A 16,758-nucleotide genomic window follows, 5' to 3' on the forward strand; every position below is an offset into this window, starting at 1 on the left:
ATGTCTTAGGGGGCCACCTTGAGAGGGAAGTTCAGCCGCTTTACGGCTGAAATGCCTTGTTGCAAACCATCGTGTCTTGCCACTCATTGCACGATTGCGGTCTCAGGACCCTTGAAATCCGTGCCTGTCGTCAGATCGCAATACATTCGGTGCAGCCTGACGGGCAGTGTAATTGGCTGAAAATCGTCGTTTTTTAGCGACAATATGTCGCAGGCTGGCCAATGGCGAGTAATATGTGCGCCCTGCAGTGAGGCTATAGACCTTGCCCACCGAATTTTCCGAGATGGCCTGAGAGAGCTGGCAAGAAGAAAAATAACGCAATACGCCAGATTGCACGCCAAGGTCTTGCACAGAATCAATGAGAGACGAAAAGGCGAAGAAGAATGACCAACACCACGCGATCCTTATACATTTCCTACGCAGGTCCTGCCCTGCTGGAAACGCCCCTGCTTAACAAGGGCAGCGCGTTCACGCCGCAAGAGCGTATTGATTTCAACCTGATCGGCCTGCTGCCGCAGACCGTCGAGACCATCGAAGAACAGCTCACCCGGGTGTACGACCAGTACCGACAGTGCGCCAGCGATCTGGACAAGCACATCTACCTGCGTTCGATCCAGGACAACAACGAGACCCTGTTCTTCCGTCTGCTGGATTCGCATCTCGAAGAGATGCTGCCGATCATCTATACCCCGACCGTCGGCCAGGCGTGCCAGGAATTCTCCAAGATCTACCGCACCCATCGCGGCCTGTTCATTTCATACCCTGATCGCGACCGTATCGAAGATATCCTGCGCAGCGCCACCAAGGACCGCATCCGGGTGATCGTGGTCACCGACAGCGAGCGCATCCTTGGCCTGGGTGACCAAGGCATCGGCGGCATGGGCATCCCGATCGGCAAACTGTCGCTGTACACCGCCTGTGGCGGTATCAGCCCGGCCTATACCCTGCCTATCGTGCTCGACGTCGGCACCAACAACCGTGAATTGCTCGACGACCCGATGTACATGGGCTGGCGCCACGAGCGCGTGACTGGCAAGGAATACGAAGACTTCATTGCGCTGTTCATCGAAGCCGTTCAACGCCGCTGGCCGGACGTGCTGTTGCAGTTCGAAGACTTCGCCCAGGCCAATGCCATGCCGCTGCTGGAGAAATACCGCGACGAGTTGTGCTGCTTCAACGATGACATTCAGGGCACCGCCTCGGTGGCCGTGGGCACATTGCTGGCCGCGTGCAAGGCCAAGCAACAGACCCTTGGCCAGCAGAAAGTGGTGTTCCTGGGCGCCGGTTCCGCCGGTTGCGGTATCGCCGAACACATCATTGCTGCCATGCAGGTCGAAGGCCTGAGTGAAGCCGAGGCGCGCCAGCGCATCTTCATGGTCGACCGCTTCGGTCTGCTGACCCAAGGCATGGACAACCTGCTGGACTTCCAGCAACGTCTGGCGCAACAAGCCGGCGATGTGGCCGGCTGGGCCAGCGCAGGTGAGGCCTATGCTTCGCTGCTCGATGTGGTCAAGCATGCCGGTGCTACCGTGCTGATCGGTGTCTCGGGCCAGCGCGGTCTGTTCAGCGAAGAAGTGATCCGCGAACTGCACGCGCATTGCCCGCAGCCGCTGGTCATGCCGCTGTCGAACCCGACCTCCAAGGTCGAGGCCACCCCGGAAGATATCCTGCGCTGGACCGACGGCCAGGCACTGGTCGCCACCGGCAGCCCGTTCGCGCCGGTGAGCATCAACGGCCGCACCGTGCACATCGCGCAGTGCAACAACTCGTACATCTTCCCCGGCATTGGCCTGGGTGTGATCGCCTGCAAGGCATCGCGCATCAGCGATCGCATGCTCATGGCCGCCTCCAATGCCCTGGCCGAATGCTCGCCGATCGTCACCGGTGAGGGCGATGCGGTGTTGCCGCCGCTCAAGGACATTCAGCAGGTCAGCCGCAAGATTGCCCTGGCCGTGGCCAAGGAAGCCCAGGTTGAAGGGCTGGCGCTGGAGACCTCTGAAGAGGTGTTGCTGGCTGCCATCGAGCGCAACTTCTGGGTGCCCGAATACCGCAACTACCGTCGCAGCGCCAACTGACCGGCGGCAGGGCCGCAGCTGCCAAGCGCTGCGGCCCTGCTGCGATGCCAGTCAGGCAAAGACTTGCAGAGCCGATGCGCTATACCTTCCGTGGCGATATATACTGCGCGCCACTATCCGAGGGAGAGCCGTGTGGCCATCGATATTCACTGGATTCGCGACGACGACAGCCTCGCCCGCCAATGCACGCAATGGCAGTCGCTGCCATTCATCGCGCTCGACACCGAATTCATGCGGGTCGACACCTTCTACCCGATTGCCGGTCTGCTGCAGATCAGTGACGGCAAGATTGCCTGGCTGATCGACCCATTGTCGATCGATGACTGGCGCCCGCTGGCGGCGCTGCTCGAAAGCCCTGATGTCATCAAAGTGCTGCACGCTTGCAGCGAAGACCTCGAAGTGCTGTTGCGCCTGACCGGTAGCCTGCCGTTGCCGTTGTTCGACACGCAACTGGCAGCCGCTTACCTGAACATCGGCTTTTCGATGGGCTATTCGCGTCTGGTGCAGGAGGTGCTGGGCATCGAGCTGCCCAAGGGCGAAACCCGTTCAGACTGGTTGCAACGCCCGTTGTCCGAGACCCAGATCAGCTACGCCGCCGAAGACGCCGTGCACCTGGCCGAACTGTTCACCCTGCTGCAACCGCGTCTGTCGCAAGACAAATACGCCTGGGTGCTGGAGGACGGTGCTGAACTGGTAGCCAACCTGCGTCGCGAAACCGACCCTTACGAGGTGTACCGCGACGCCAAACTGGCCTGGAAGCTGTCCCGTCAGCAACTGGCGGTATTGCGTGAGCTGTGCGCCTGGCGCGAACAGCAGGCGCGCCTGCGCAATCAGCCGCGCAACCGGATTCTGCGCGAGCACTCGTTATGGCCCTTGGCCAAGACGCAACCGGATAACCTCTCGGCGCTGTCACGCATCGAAGACATGCACCCGCGTACGGTACGTCAGGACGGCGAATTTCTGCTGGAGTTGATCCAGGAGGCGGCGAACATTCCGGCCGACCAGTGGCCTGCTGCACTGCCCGATCCGTTGCCGATCGAAGCGGCTGGCGTACTCAAGTCGCTGCGCGCCATCGGCCAGCAATATGCCGAGCGCCTCGATATTGCACCTGAGCTGATGCTGCGCAAGAAAACCCTGGAATTGCTGCTCAAGAGCGGTTTTCCTCAAGGGCCTTATCAATTGCCCGAGTCGTTGCGTGGATGGCGCCGCGAACGGATGGGTCAGGCGCTGCTCGACAGCCTGGCCACTGCCGGAGAACAGTCTTGAAACGTATTTGCTCCATCTATCGCAGCCCGAAGAAGAGCCAGATGTACCTTTATGTGCTCAAGAGCGACGTACTGACCCGCGTCCCCGATGCGCTGCTCGGGTTGTTCGGCAAGCCGCAACACGCCTTTGATCTGGTGCTGAGTCCGGAACGCACCCTGGCCCGGGAAGACATCGCTAAAGTGCTGGAAAACCTCGATACCCAGGGCTATCACTTGCAGCTGCCACCGCCTGAAGACGAATACATCGAGCATTTGCCCGAAGAACTGCTGCGTCGTAACGATCCGATGTAGCCGGGCCGGTCGAGGGTTTTGCGCCGCCATCGACCGGTTACATCGATCTTTGCCTGTCTGAATTTTCAAGGTTGTCTTGTATGCGCGTTCTGATCGCTGAACATGATTACGCTCTCTACACCCGGTTGCTGCGTCAGGCCGCGCCCGATATCGAAGTCCTGAGCAGCGGTGATTCGGCCTGCCTGGCTGAAATGGCCAGTGACGCGCAGGTCTGGCTGGGTCAGCCCGATCTGTTGGCCAGCCTGCTGCGCCAGGGCAACAAACCGCAATGGATGCAATCGACCTGGGCGGGCATTACGCCGCTCTTGAGCGAGCGCCTGCCCAAGGATTACCGCCTGACCCGGGCCGTGGGCATCTTTGGTCAGGTGATGGCCGAATTCGTACTGACGTATATGCTCGGGCACGAGCGTGAAGTGCTGGCGCGGCTGATGAGCCAGGTCGAGCGCAAATGGGACAACCGCACCGGACAAAGCCTGGCTGGGCGCAAGGCGCTGATCGTGGGTGCCGGCGATATTGGTCAGACTGTGGCGCGGTTCTTATTGCCTTTCGGCATTGAGGTGCATGGTGTGGCCTCGACGGCGCGCAGCCAGGAACCGTTTGCCCAGGTCGTTGCTCTGGCAGAGATGGGCGATGTGCTGGGGAATATGGACTACGTCATCAACCTGTTGCCCAACACGCCACAGACCCATGATCTGTTCGATGCCAGGCTGTTTGCACGCTTCAAGCCGACATCGTTGTTCATCAACGTCGGGCGCGGTGTCGCGGTGGTCGATGCCGATCTGGTCGAGGCGCTCAAGGAGGGGCACCTGGCAGGGGCGGTCATCGACGTTTGCCGTCAGGAACCGCTGCCGCATCGCCATCCATTCTGGACCGCCTACGGCCTGCTGCTGACCGGGCATAGCTCGGCACCCACGTCACCGCCAGCCATGACCGACCTGTTCGTCGAAAACCTTCGTGCATTCCAGGCCGGCCAGCCCTTACGGGGTGAAGTGGATTTCGTGCGCGGGTATTGATCGACCCGCGCAGCGTGTTACAGGCTGAAATCACCTTCAGTCGCCAGCTCGCTCACCGGACGGCGCGGGCTTGGCGTTTCGCGGCCTTGCAGGTATTCCGGCAACGACGATTTGTCACCGACCTTGCCGACCGCGATCACGGTATGAATGGCGTACTCGTCAGGGATTTTCAGTTCCTTGCGGGTCAGGTCCTGATCGAAGCCGGCCATGCCATGGGTGTGCCAGCCGCTGAGGCTGGCTTGCAGGGCAAACAGGCCCCAGGCAGAGCCGGTGTCGAAGGTGTGCCACAAGGCCGGGGTTTCTTCGCTGGCGCCCGGTGCAGTAAAGGTGGTCTTGGAAACGATCACCACCAATGCCGAGGCGTGCTGCGCCCAGCCACGGTTGAACTCGTTGAGCAGGCCCAGGTAACGTTCCCAGTTCGGCGTGCCACGACGGGCGTAGAGAAAACGCCATGGCTGAGAGTTATAGGCCGATGGCGCCCAGCGGGCGGCTTCGATAAAGCTCAGCAGGGTTTCTTCGGCAATAGTGTCGTCGGCGAAGGCGCGTGGCGACCAGCGTGCGATGAACTGCGGGTCAATGGCAAAGTCGGTAACGCGAGAATTAGTGCTCATGGCGGTCCTGTCGTAGCGATAAAAAGAAGGGAAGGGCAGGATGGGCCGTAGTCGGCAAGCATCGACAGCGATGTGTAACAAAGCCTGTTAAAGCTACTGTTTCGCTTTCTCGTTGACAAGCCTGTTGACCGGCAGTCGTGAATGCTTGGCCCACAGCCGCCATGGCACTAGACTGGCGGCCTTTCAAAACCTGACAGCTTTCTGCGAACCATGACCGCCATCGCCCAACCTTTCTGGATCAGCAAGACCCTCGAACAACTGAGTTCGCAGGAGTGGGAGTCGCTGTGCGACGGGTGTGGCCTGTGTTGCCTGCAAAAGCTTGAGGACGAGGACGACAACAGCGTGTATTACACGCGTATCGCCTGCAAGTTGCTCGACCTCAACACCTGCCAGTGCTCGGATTATCCGCGGCGGCGCGAGGCGGTGCCTGACTGTATTCAGCTCACGCCGGGCCAGGCCGATGAATTCAAATGGTTGCCACCGACCTGCGGCTACCGGCTGATCAGCGAGGGCAAGGATTTGCCTGAGTGGCACCATCTGGTGTGCGGCGACCGCCAGGCAGTGCACCGCAAGCGTATCTCCCAGTCCGGGCGCATGCTCAGCGAAAGCAATGTGCCCGAGGACGACTGGGAGGATTACCTGATCTTTCGCGCCGGCTGAGCGACCTCGGCTGAGTCAGACCAGAGGCTTGGGTTCGGACTCGATGATTTTCGGTACAGCCTCTTCAGCTTTTTTCTTCAGGTGATGCAGCTGGGCGCCTGCCCGCTCGATATCGTTGCGGGCGCTGTGCAGGTCGCTGCGGCCCTTTTCGAGCAAGCTCTTTGCCGAGCAGTGACCGCTGATGCCGCGTGCCAGTACCGCACCGCCAATGGCCAGTTGCACCAGGCCGAACAGGCCGCCACGGCGCAGCCCTTTACCCACCAGTGCCGCGCCGCCTGCCAGCGAGGTGATGCGCTCCCAGCCCTGTACATTCTGCTCGGGACGTTGTGGCGGCAAAGCGCGGTCGATGCGTTCAATGATCGGGGTATCGCTCATGAGTAGCTCTCCATCATCGTATCGGGGTTGAATCACAACTGACTGCCGCGTGGGTCAACTGTTCCCTCGGCGTGGCTCAATGGCTGCCGGAAGGTCCGTTCTTGTCGCGGCCAAAGCCCGGCCCTGAACGGGTGTTATTGCCTTTGGCCATGCGGTCGTAAAGCACCACGTTGACCGTGGCGGCCAGGTTCATGCAGCCCTCGGTGGGGATGTACACCACGTCTTCGCACCAGTCGCGAATGTCCTGATCCAGAGAGCCATCTTCAGGGCCGAAGATATACAAGGCGCGATCGGGATGGGTGTATTCGGGCAGCGCGCGAGCACCATCGACCAGTTCCACGGCCACCGGAATGCAGCCCAGTGGCAGGATTTTCTTGAGGTCGTCGATGCCGATCAGCGGGATGTCCTGATGAATCTTCTTGGTGTCGGTGACAAAGTCCCGGGCGCGTTCAAAGCGCTTGCCGGTGTAGAACACCGACGCCACGCCATAACAGCCGGCGGCGCGCATGACCGAGCCGACGTTCTCCGGCGATTTGGGGTTGTACAGACCGATACAGGCGTAGCGTTTGTTGGCCACGGGGGAGTGCTCTGAATAAAAGCCGGCAAGTATACGGCAGATTCAGAACCACAAACGCACGCCCAGCACCAGGCGGGTCTGGCTGGCATCCTCTTCGCTGTAGTCGGCGGTCTTGCCGTAGCTGCGGTTCCAGCTTACGCCCACATACGGCGCAAATTCCGGAACGATCTCGTAGCGCAGCCGTAAACCCAGTTCGCTGTCGGCCAGACCCGCGCCCATGCCGCGTTGCGGGTCATTTTTGCCGTACAGGTTTACCTCGGCCCTGGGCTGCAGAATCAGGTTCTGGGTGAGCAGCAGGTCGTATTCGCTTTCCAGGCGCAGGGCGCTTTGCCCGGCTTCGCCGATAAACGCCATGGCTTCGGTTTCCAGGCCCGACAGCGGCATACCCTTGATACCAAAGGCTGCCCAGGTCTGTGGCGAACCGGGTTTGAAGTCCTGACGCACCCCGCCGAGCACGTCCCACCAGGGCGAAATCGCGTGGCCCCATAACGCCTGCACCTCGGCGTGTTCGGTGCGGCCCTGGCTGCGCTCGCCTTCGGAGCGCAGCCACAGGCGGTCGATATCGCCGCCGATCCAGCCATTGACGTTCCAGGCCAGGGCACTGCCGTCATCGGCATCCTGCCATTCGAGCTGGTCGATCAGCAGTTGGCCGTTGAGTGCGTTGTCGTGCATCTGATGGCCGTCGGGGTGTGTGTACACTGCTGCGCGGTCGGCATCGGTCAGCGGTGGCACGGGCGAGGGTGTCTTGCCCGTCAGTGTCTCGGTCGGTGCGGCGGGCATGCTATGCCCGGCGTGGCCGCTCATGTCATGGCCGCTCATATCGTGCGCGGAATGATCCATGCCCGCCGCCAGGCTGTGCGTGGACATCAGTAGCAGGCAGGCAAGCGAGCCGGGCAGGGGCAGCGTTCTGATCATGGCAAAAAGGCTCATTCTTGCACCCGCACTTCACGGAACATGCCCGTTTCCATGTGGTACAGCAGGTGGCAGTGGTAGGCCCAGCGGCCCAGTGCGTCGGCGGTCACCCGGTAACTGCGGCGTGAGCCGGGCGGCATGTCGATGGTGTGTTTGCGCACCCTGAACTGCCCGTGTTCGTCTTCAAGGTCGCTCCACATGCCGTGCAAGTGAATCGGGTGGGTCATCATCGTGTCGTTGACCAGCACGATTCTGACCCGCTCGCCGTAAGTCAGCAGCAACGGCTCGGCGTCGGAGAATTTCACGCCGTTGAACGACCAGGCGAATTTTTCCATATGACCGGTGAGGTGCAACTCGATGGTGCGACCCGGTGTGCGGCCATCCGGGTCGGCGAACGTACTGCGCAGGTCGGCATAGGTCAGCACCCGCCGCCCGTTGTTACGCAGGCCAATGCCGGGATCGTCCAGCCTGGCGGTGGGTTGGGTGGTTTGCATATCCACCAGCGGATTGTTGTGTTCGCTGGCCGGATGGGACTGGCTGGATGCGCTGGCGCCGTGGTCCATACCCGCCATGTTGCTGTGATCCATGCCCGCCATACCGGCGTGATCCATGCTCATGTCGCTCATGCTCAGCAGCGGCCTTGGGTCCAGCGCCGGCACCGGCGCAATCAGGCCTGCGCGGCTGCTCAGGGTGCCACGGGCAAAGCCGCTGCGGTCCATGGCCTGGGCGAACAGGGTGTAGACCGGCTCGCTGGGTTCGACGATCACGTCATAGGTTTCTGCCACGGCAATGCGCAGCTCGTCCACCGTCACAGGCTCGACATGCAGGCCATCGGCGGCGACCACCGTCATCTTCAGGCCGGGAATGCGCACATCGAAATAGGTCATGGCCGAGCCATTGATCAAGCGCAAGCGAACCCTCTCGCCTGGCTTGAACAGCCCGGTCCAGTTCTTGTCCGGGGCCTGGCCGTTCATCAGGTAGGTGTAGGTCGCGCCACCCACGTCGGCAATGTCGGTGGGGTTCATGCGCATCTGCGCCCACATCGTGCGATCGGCCACCGTCTTGCCCCAGCCGTCGCGGCCGACATCGTCGATGAAGTCGCCCAAGGTGCGCTTGTTGCGGTTGTAGTAGTCGCCTTGCTGTTTGAGCTTTTTCAGCAGGGTGGCGGGCTGTTCGTCGGTCCAGTCGGTGAGCATTACCACATGCTCGCGCTGGTACGTGAACGGCTCAGGCTCTTTGGCGTCGATGATCAGCGGCCCATAGACACCGGCCTGTTCCTGCAGCCCGGAATGGCTGTGATACCAGTACGTGCCGTTCTGACGGACCTTGAAGCGGTATTCGTACAGGCCATCGGGGGCGATGCCGTCGAAACTCAGGCCCGGCACGCCGTCCATGTTGGCCGGCAGCACAATGCCGTGCCAATGAATGGAGGTCGCTTCCTTGAGGCGGTTGCGCACGCGCAAGGTGACGGTGTCGCCTTCGCGCCAGCGCAACAAGGGGCCGGGCAGGCCGTTATTGATGGTCAAGGCCGTGCGTGGCTTGCCGGTGATATTCACCGGTGTTTCGCCGATGAACAGCTCGAAGTCCGTGCCGCTCAGTTCTATGGCATGGCCGGTATCGTCGCTGGCCCGCAATGGCGTGGGCCACAGGCCCAGGCTGCCGAGCAAGCCGCCGGCGGCCAGGCCTTGAACGAAGGTACGTCTTGAGGTTTTGCAATGCATCGCGCCGATGTCCTGTGCCCAGTGATCGGACGCGAAGATGCCACAAGGGAGAGCGGCGAGTGATTACATTTGCGTCAGGTTGGCCGCCGTAACGGCCGGACAATACGCATTCAGTCGTCTTTCTTCATCAACCCCGCCAGCGCCGCAAACGGGTTGTGCGTGGCCTTGGCGATTTTTGGCGTGCTCAGCGAGCCATCGCCGAAATACTGCTGGTCGGTGTAGCGCGAATGCTCGTTGTCATGGCAATACAGGCACAAAAGCTCCCAGTTGGAGCCGTCCTGCGGGTTATTGTCATGGTTGTGGTCACGGTGGTGAACGGTCAGTTCGCTCAGGCGCTTGCCGGCGAATTCCCGGGCGCAGCGGCCGCACACGTGCGGGTACATGCGTAAAGCCTTGTCGCGATAGCCCATCTCGCGGTCGCGCTGGGCGTCGGCAAGGATGCGGTCCAGCTTGGAGGTGTTGGTAGGCGTGCTCATTTTTTGACCTGTATCACGGGGTACGAATGCCGGTAGTTTAGTGCCTGGCGGGGTATTTCACACCTGCTGCGCGAGTAGCTGCCCATCGACCATGCGCAAGCGCTTGGATAGCGAAATCGCCAGGGCGCGAATGATTTTCGCGGCAATCTTCGGTGATTCTTCGCACATCTTGTCCAGCGAGTCGCGGCCCAGGGTCAACAACTGGCAGTGACTGGCGGCAATGCAACTGGCCGAGCGGCGTTCGCCGTCCAGTACAGCCATTTCACCCAGGGTGCGGCCACGGCGTAACGTGGCGATGTCCACGGCCTTGCCGTCGGGGTTGAGCTTGCGCACCACCACGCTGCCCTGATGGACGATGCACATGAACGTGCCGGCATCGCCCTCGTTGAAAATGGGCTGGTCCTGCTCGAATTCGGTGATGCTGAAATAGCCGGAAATGCTCAGCAGATCGGCCGGCGGCAACATATTGAACATGCCGCAGTCGAGCAGCATGTCGCGGATGGCCTTGTTCAGTTGGGGAGCGTGTGCAGGCATGGTTCGGTCTTGTTGTTGAAGTTCTAAGGTTGAAGTCAGTCGCGGCCGCCGCAGATTCCCGCCCGGCCGCGAAACGGTTTACAGGTCCAGCACCTTGAACACAAACCCGTATTCCAGCGCTACATCGCGCAATCCCTGGTACCGCCCGCTCATGCCGCCGTGCCCGGCATCCAGTTCGGTTTTGAGTAGTAGCAGATTGTCATCTGTCTTGCTCGCACGCAACCGGGCAACCCATTTGGCGGCTTCCCAATACTGTACCCGACTGTCGTTGTAGCCTGCGATCACCAGCGTAGCCGGATAAGCCTGGGCGCGAACGTTTTCATACGGCGCATAGCCCTTGAGCCGCGCATGGACCTCCGGCTCCTGCGGGTTGCCCCACTCGTCGTATTCGGTGACGGTCAGCGGCAACTCCGGGTCGAGCATGGTGTTCAGTACATCGACGAACGGCACTTCGGCAATCGCTGCCTTGAACAGCTCCGGGCGCTGGTTGAGCACTGCGCCGATCAACAGCCCGCCGGCGCTGCCGCCGCTGATGACCAGTTGTTCGGCACGGGTGATGCCCTGGGCAATCAGGTGTTCGGCGCAGGCGATGAAGTCGTCGAAGGTATTTTGCTTGTGCTCCTGTTTGCCGGCGCGGTACCAGGCTTCGCCCAGTTCACCGCCGCCGCGCACGTGGGCAATGGCAAAGGCCACACCACGGTCGAGCAGGCTCAGCCGCGCATGCGAAAACCATGGGTCGAGGCTGGCGCCATAGGCACCGTAGCCATACAGATACAGCGGCGCGGGCTGGCCCAGCCGGTCGCGGCGCACCACCAGGCTGATCGGCACCTGCGTGCCATCGGCAGCAGTCGCCCACAGGCGCTGACTGACATAGGCGTCGGCATCGAACTCACCCAGCACCGGGGTTTGCTTGAGTACGCTTTGCTCGCCACTGTCGAGCAACAACTGGCGCACTTGCGGCGGGCGGTTCAACGACTGATAGCGCAGGCGAATGCGGTCGCTGTCGAACTCCAGGCTGTCTTGCACATACAGGCTGTAGGCCGCGTCGGGCAGTTGCACGCGATAGGCCGGCAAGCCTTGCGGGCGAACTTCGATGACCGGCAAGCCACCTTCACGCAGGCTCAGGGTGATGGCACGGGCATTGAAGGTCACGCCGTCGAGCATCACCGTGTCGCTGTGCGGTACCAGCGGCTGCCACTGGTCGCGGCTCGGCAACGGGCTTTCCGGCGCGTGATACAGCGCAAAGTTGATGCCGGCCTGGTTGCTGCGGATAAACCAGCTCCACACGCCGTCGAGCAGGGCATGATCGACATCGTATTCATGGCCCTCGACGCGCGGCGCCAGGCAGGTGAATGCTTGCTGCGGCTGTTCGGCGTCGAGCACCCAGACTTCGCTGGTGGTCTTGCTGCCCAGTTGCAGAATCAACTGGCGTTCGGAGCTGCTGCGTAAACAACTGAGGAAAAACCGCCCGTCCGCTTCGCAGAACACCTCGTGGGCCGTCCTTTCGCCCAGAACGTGGCGGTACAGCTTGTAGGGGCGATGGGTTTCGTCCAGTTCGGCAAAAAACAGCGTCTGGCTGTCGTTGGCCCAGGTCATGCTGCCGTCGCAGTCCTCGAACGGCAGGCTATGGATCTGCCCGCTGTCCAGGTCTTTGACGAACAGTTCATAGACCTCTTCGCCCGAGGTGTCGAGGCTGTAGGCCAGGCGGCGGTGGTCGGGGCTGATGCTGAACGCGCCCAGCGACAGAAAGCCGCCGCCTGCCAGTTCATTGGGGTCGAGCAGCAACTGCTCCTGGTTTTCGTCGGCCTCGTGCGAGCCGTTGGCGGGGCGCGGGCAGCGGTAATGGCGGGGGTACTCGTCGCCAGCGGTGGTGCGGGTGTAATACAGGTACGGCCCCCATGGCGAGGGCAACGACAGGTCGGTCTCCAGGATGCGTGCCTTGATTTCCTGGAACAGTGTTTCGCGCAGTGCCTGCTGATCGCCCAGTTGCTGTTCTTGATACGCGTTTTCGGCCTTCAGGTAATCGAGCACCTCGGCCTCGTCGCGTGCTTGCAGCCAGGCATAGGGATCGGCGCCGTCGTCCTTGCGGGCAACGGGGGCGCTGATGGGGGCAGACGATAAAGGCATGAGCGTTCTCTCGAAGATCGAAACATGGGTGACTGACCTGTGGACAGACAGGCATTGCTGGCATTGATACATGCCGGATGCGCCGGGTCAGTGAAAAGCCGTTATGATAAGCGCCTCTTTGGCCGGCTTACCACGCACGACATGACTGAACATGACTATCTGATCGCCTGGGGCCTGTATGCCGTCGCTGCATTGGGCTGCCTGTTGGTGACCTTTTTGATGACTGGCTGGATGTGGCGCTACCTCAAGGAGCCGCTGCGGGTGCTGGTCGCCGTGCTGTTGTTCACCCCGACCATCGTCGATCCGGCCAAGGAACTCTACGCGCCGGCATTGGCCATTACCGCCCTGGACCTGTTGTTCAAGGTCGGCAGCAATGTCTGGACCGCCTTGTTGGACCTGAGCGTGTACGGTTCGTGCGCGTTTATTGTTTATGCGCTGTTCGTGCTGGTGCGCTGGCCGATCGAAAACAAACGCAAGGCACGTCAGGCGCACGAGCAGGCTCGCCAGCAATCCGCCGCCAAAGAGGCCGCCGAGGCCGACGAAGACGACCAGCCGTTCACTTCCGACGACCGCTACGCGCGTCGTCCGGCACCGGCTGGGGTGCCCGGCACCGGTCGCGGCCGTGTCGAGCCGCGTTTGTAGTCATTCGCTTCGTGGGATGCGCCTGTTGCGCCGGCAATGTATTGAAGCGAGAACCTGAGCATGTGTGAACTCTTGGGCATGAGTGCCAATGTCCCGACCGATATCGTTTTCAGCTTCACCGGCCTGATGCAGCGCGGTGGCCGCACCGGCCCGCACCGTGATGGCTGGGGCATTGCTTTCTATGAAGGGCGCGGCCTGCGCCTGTTTCAGGACCCGGCGGCCAGTTGCGAATCGCAAGTGGCGCAACTGGTGCAGCGCTACCCGATCAAGAGCGAAGTGGTGATCGGCCATATTCGCCAGGCCAATGTCGGCAAGGTCTGCCTGTCCAACACCCACCCGTTCGTGCGCGAGCTATGGGGCCGTAACTGGTGCTTTGCGCATAACGGTCAGTTGGCGGGCTTCACGCCCTCGACCCGTTTCTACCGGCCAGTGGGCGATACCGACAGCGAAGCGGCGTTCTGCGACCTGCTCAATAGGGTACGCGAGGCTTTTCCAGAGCCTGTCGAGGTCGAGCAATTGCTGCCCACGCTGGTTGAAGCGTGCAGCGAATACCGTAGCAAGGGCGTGTTCAACGGCATGCTCAGCGATGGCGACTGGCTGTTCTGTTTTTGCTCGACCAAGCTGGTGCACATCACCCGCCGTGCGCCGTTTGGTCCTGCGCGCCTGAAGGATGTCGATGTGATCGTCGACTTCCAGGCTGAAACCACCCCTCACGACGTGGTGACGGTGATCACCACCGAAGCGCTGACCGAAAACGAAGTCTGGAAGCGCTACGAGCCCGGTCAATGGGGCCTGTGGCGCAAGGGCGAATGCATCGCACACGGCACCACCGAAGATCTGTCTCCTCAACCCTTGAAAAACTGACACCCAAAAAAACCAACAAGAGGGATATCAATGCTGCGAAGTTACCTGCGACTGGTGCTGTTCACTACCGGCCTGCTGTTCGGCGTTCAGGCGCCCGGCCTGATCAGCGATTACAGCAAGCGTGTCGAGGCGCACCTGATTGAGGCGCAACAGGCCATGAAGGGCTTCAAGGCGACCGCGCAGCAGTTCTTCAATGGTGATATCCAGGCGCTGATCCAGCACTACCGCAATAGTCAGGACCCGGTGTTTCGCAGCGACGCCAGCAACATCGAAACCCTGCAGACCCGCACCCAGGTGCTGGAACGCCAATGGCTGGGCCTGCAAGGTTCCTGGCTGAGCAAGGCCTGGCACGTGGCCACCGCCGCCGACCCGGATATCCGCAGCGAAACCCTCAATGGTTATACCTGGCAGGTGCTGCTGGCGCCTGCAGTGATCGGTTGGGGCATCTTCAGCGCGTTCATCCTGACCTTGCTGGTCGAAAGCCTGTTCCTGCTGATCGGCTGGGTGCTCAACGGCGGGCGGCGCAAACCGCCACTGCGTGCCAGCTGGCGCTAGGACCGGCCCTAAGGGACCACACGGGTCTGTTCGTGAATGAACGTCATGACCTCGTGTGGCGGGTTCCACATCAGCACATCGAGGATCGACAGGTTTTCGATGAAAGGGTAGGGCCCGGTGTCGTAGCTCAGCGGCGTCAGGTCCAGAAAGCGCAGTTCGATGCCTCTCTCCAGCCACTCTTCATTTTTGAATATTCCCCGCCCGCCTGGCGCATTGATGTAGCGTTGGGCGCGTTGCAGGCTGCTGATTTCCAGCGCCCATTGCCCGGCGTGTTCAATGGGCGGCAAGGGCAGTTGCAGGGCTGAGCAGACCTTCCAGGTAAAATCCATGCCCAGGTAGTCGCACACGCTCTGCAGGCTGCGTGCATTCAGTTCAGTGAGGCGGTCGCTCTGGCAAAGCGCAAAGGCATGTTGCAGCACTCGTAGTGTTTCTTTGAAAAACGGTGCCTTGCCTCGATAGTGCTCAAGCTGACCTTCGATTCGCCGCAGTGCTGCCGGTGCGTCCAGAACCCGGGCATGCTCGATCAGCGGCCCTGCAACCAGGCTTACCGGCACATTGATGTACTGCCAACCGCCCTTGGCGTCGAGCATGCGGTTGCGATTCATCCAGCTTTTTCGCTGGTAGTCGACGACATCGAACAGAATGCCTTGCTCGACCGAGGCAATCAGCTGGAAGTAGCCTAGGTAGGGGAAAAAGTAGGGCTGCATGATGCCAAGGGCAGGAGTCGTTTGCACGTGCGCACCCGTAGCGGCAATGGAATCGCCGGATCGAGATTTTTTGGGAACTACCAGAGAGAGCAGACGGGCAGAGTGCCTGTCTGCTGTGTGAGGTTAGCCGTAGTGGCCAATGTAGCTGCGACCGTTGGTCGGCGTGCTATTTGGCCAGGTAGCGAATCCCTTCCTCCAGCCCTTCAAGGGTCAGCGGGTACATGTGTTGCTCCACCAGATCACGCACGATATAGGTTGAGGTGGTGTAGTCCCAGGCGCTTTTCGGGTAGGGATTGATCCAGATGATCTTCTTGAATTTGGCCATGAAACGCTGCATCCACAGGTAACCGGCTTCTTCGTTCCAGTGTTCGACGCTGCCGCCCGGCTGGCTGATCTCGTAAGGCGCCATGGCGGCGTCGCCGACAAAAATCACCTTGTAGTCGGCGCCGTAGGTGTTCAGCACATCCTGGGTCGCGATGCGTTGCGCGCTGCGGCGCTGGTTGTCCTGCCACAGCGTTTCGTAGATGAAGTTGTGGAAGTAGTAGTACTCAAGGTGCTTGAACTCGGTCTTGCACGCTGAAAACAGTTCTTCGCAGACCTTCACATGCGCGTCCATCGAACCGCCGATGTCGAACAGCAACAGCAGTTTGACGGCGTTGCGCTTCTCCGGGCGCATCTGGATATTGAGCAGGCCGGCATCGCGGGCGGTGTGCTCGATGGTGCTGTCGAGGTCCAGTTCTTCGGCGGCGCCCTGACGGGCAAACTTGCGCAGCCGGCGCAGGGCAATCTTGAGGTTGCGCGTGCCCAGTTCCACCTGGTCGTCGAGGTTCTTGTACTCGCGCTGGTCCCAGACCTTGACCGCCTTGCCCTGGCGCTTGCCGGCATCACCGACGCGAATGCCTTCGGGGTGGTAGCCACCCGAGCCGAACGGGCTGGTGCCGCCGGTGCCGATCCATTTATTGCCGCCGGCATGACGTTCTTTCTGCTCTTCAAGGCGTTGCTTGAACGCTTCGAGCAGTTTGTCCAGGCCGCCCAGCGTCTGAATCTGCGCACGCTCTTCTTCAGTCAGCGAGCGCTCGAACTCCTTGCGCAGCCAGTCCTCGGGAATCAATGCCTGCAAGGCCTCGTCAAGGTTCTGCAAACCGTTGAAGTAGCTCCCGAAGGCGCGGTCGAACTTGTCGAAGTGGCGTTCGTCCTTGACCAGAATGGTACGGGCAAGAAAGTAGAACTCGTCGATGTCGGCAAAGATCACGCGCTTTTGCAGCGCTTCGATCAGGTCGAGCAATTCGCGCAGCGACACCGGCACTTTGGCTGCACGCATTTCATTGAACAGGTTGAGTAGCATGGCTGTCG

The 16,758-nt window shown here is 61.1% G+C and carries 18 protein-coding genes; 8 read left to right on the forward strand and 10 right to left on the reverse strand.

What is annotated here, in order from left to right; genetic code table 11:
* The first annotated feature begins 383 nt into the window (after nt 1–383).
* The 4 genes from ACYP2A_RS24795 (at nt 384) to ACYP2A_RS24810 (ending at nt 4,644) form a co-directional block, all read left to right on the forward strand.
* Nucleotides 384–2,075, forward strand: coding sequence for an NAD-dependent malic enzyme (locus tag ACYP2A_RS24795; protein ID WP_459748569.1), 1,692 nt, complete (start codon nt 384–386; stop codon nt 2,073–2,075).
* A gap of 132 nt (nt 2,076–2,207) precedes the next feature.
* Nucleotides 2,208–3,341, forward strand: coding sequence for a ribonuclease D (rnd, locus tag ACYP2A_RS24800; RefSeq protein WP_459748570.1), 1,134 nt, complete (start codon nt 2,208–2,210; stop codon nt 3,339–3,341).
* On the forward strand, nt 3,338–3,631 hold the full coding sequence (locus tag ACYP2A_RS24805; RefSeq protein WP_459748571.1) for a YcgL domain-containing protein: 294 nt from the start codon (nt 3,338–3,340) through the stop codon (nt 3,629–3,631). The genes rnd and ACYP2A_RS24805 overlap by 4 nt, the downstream gene beginning before the upstream one ends.
* A gap of 80 nt (nt 3,632–3,711) precedes the next feature.
* Nucleotides 3,712–4,644, forward strand: coding sequence for a D-2-hydroxyacid dehydrogenase (locus tag ACYP2A_RS24810; RefSeq protein ID WP_459748572.1), 933 nt, complete (start codon nt 3,712–3,714; stop codon nt 4,642–4,644).
* Between the two features lie 17 nt (nt 4,645–4,661).
* Here the strand turns inward: ACYP2A_RS24810 and ACYP2A_RS24815 are convergent, their stop codons facing one another.
* Nucleotides 4,662–5,255, reverse strand: coding sequence for a nitroreductase family protein (locus ACYP2A_RS24815; protein WP_459748573.1), 594 nt, complete (start codon nt 5,253–5,255; stop codon nt 4,662–4,664).
* Between the two features lie 210 nt (nt 5,256–5,465).
* On the opposite strand from ACYP2A_RS24815, the gene ACYP2A_RS24820 reads away from it, so the two are divergent.
* On the forward strand, nt 5,466–5,915 hold the full coding sequence (locus ACYP2A_RS24820; RefSeq protein WP_459748574.1) for a YcgN family cysteine cluster protein: 450 nt from the start codon (nt 5,466–5,468) through the stop codon (nt 5,913–5,915).
* Nucleotides 5,916–5,930: 15 nt separating this feature from the next.
* Here the strand turns inward: ACYP2A_RS24820 and ACYP2A_RS24825 are convergent, their stop codons facing one another.
* The 7 genes from ACYP2A_RS24825 to ACYP2A_RS24855 all read right to left on the reverse strand — a co-directional run bounded on the left by ACYP2A_RS24825 (nt 5,931) and on the right by ACYP2A_RS24855 (nt 12,637).
* Nucleotides 5,931–6,290 (reverse strand): YgaP family membrane protein, encoded by a 360-nt coding sequence (locus ACYP2A_RS24825; protein WP_459748575.1) that lies wholly within the window; start codon nt 6,288–6,290, stop codon nt 5,931–5,933.
* A gap of 76 nt (nt 6,291–6,366) precedes the next feature.
* Complete coding sequence (locus ACYP2A_RS24830; protein WP_459748576.1) at nt 6,367–6,867, reverse strand: RNA methyltransferase; 501 nt, start codon at nt 6,865–6,867, stop codon at nt 6,367–6,369.
* Nucleotides 6,868–6,909: 42 nt separating this feature from the next.
* Nucleotides 6,910–7,782 (reverse strand): copper resistance protein B, encoded by an 873-nt coding sequence (locus tag ACYP2A_RS24835; RefSeq protein ID WP_459748577.1) that lies wholly within the window; start codon nt 7,780–7,782, stop codon nt 6,910–6,912.
* Nucleotides 7,783–7,793: 11 nt separating this feature from the next.
* A complete protein-coding gene (locus ACYP2A_RS24840; protein ID WP_459748578.1) occupies nt 7,794–9,500 on the reverse strand; it encodes a copper resistance system multicopper oxidase in 1,707 nt (568 codons plus the stop codon).
* A gap of 110 nt (nt 9,501–9,610) precedes the next feature.
* Entirely contained in the window at nt 9,611–9,976 is a 366-nt protein-coding gene (locus ACYP2A_RS24845; RefSeq protein WP_459748579.1) for a YajD family HNH nuclease, read from the reverse strand.
* 57 nt (nt 9,977–10,033) lie between these two features.
* A complete protein-coding gene (locus ACYP2A_RS24850) occupies nt 10,034–10,510 on the reverse strand; it encodes a Crp/Fnr family transcriptional regulator (RefSeq protein ID WP_459748580.1) in 477 nt (158 codons plus the stop codon).
* Nucleotides 10,511–10,588: 78 nt separating this feature from the next.
* A complete protein-coding gene (locus ACYP2A_RS24855; RefSeq protein ID WP_459748581.1) occupies nt 10,589–12,637 on the reverse strand; it encodes a S9 family peptidase in 2,049 nt (682 codons plus the stop codon).
* 141 nt (nt 12,638–12,778) lie between these two features.
* Here ACYP2A_RS24855 and ACYP2A_RS24860 point away from each other — a divergent pair, with 141 nt between their 5' ends.
* Genes ACYP2A_RS24860 through ACYP2A_RS24870 form a run of 3 tightly spaced genes read left to right on the forward strand, consistent with a single transcriptional unit; the run spans nt 12,779 to nt 14,698 of the window.
* Nucleotides 12,779–13,279, forward strand: a complete 501-nt coding sequence (locus ACYP2A_RS24860) for an MFS transporter (RefSeq protein WP_459748582.1) — start codon at nt 12,779–12,781, stop codon at nt 13,277–13,279.
* Nucleotides 13,280–13,339: 60 nt separating this feature from the next.
* Complete coding sequence (locus ACYP2A_RS24865) at nt 13,340–14,143, forward strand: class II glutamine amidotransferase (protein ID WP_459748583.1); 804 nt, start codon at nt 13,340–13,342, stop codon at nt 14,141–14,143.
* Nucleotides 14,144–14,173: 30 nt separating this feature from the next.
* A complete protein-coding gene (locus ACYP2A_RS24870; RefSeq protein ID WP_459748584.1) occupies nt 14,174–14,698 on the forward strand; it encodes a DUF2937 family protein in 525 nt (174 codons plus the stop codon).
* An 8-nt stretch (nt 14,699–14,706) separates the two neighbouring features.
* On the opposite strand, the gene ACYP2A_RS24875 is transcribed toward ACYP2A_RS24870, so the two are convergent.
* Nucleotides 14,707–15,405, reverse strand: a complete 699-nt coding sequence (locus ACYP2A_RS24875; protein WP_459748754.1) for a WbqC family protein — start codon at nt 15,403–15,405, stop codon at nt 14,707–14,709.
* Nucleotides 15,406–15,571: 166 nt separating this feature from the next.
* Entirely contained in the window at nt 15,572–16,750 is a 1,179-nt protein-coding gene (locus tag ACYP2A_RS24880) for a vWA domain-containing protein (protein ID WP_459748585.1), read from the reverse strand.
* Between the last annotated feature and the right edge of the window lie 8 nt (nt 16,751–16,758).

Source organism: Pseudomonas sp. 3A(2025), from assembly GCF_054589175.1.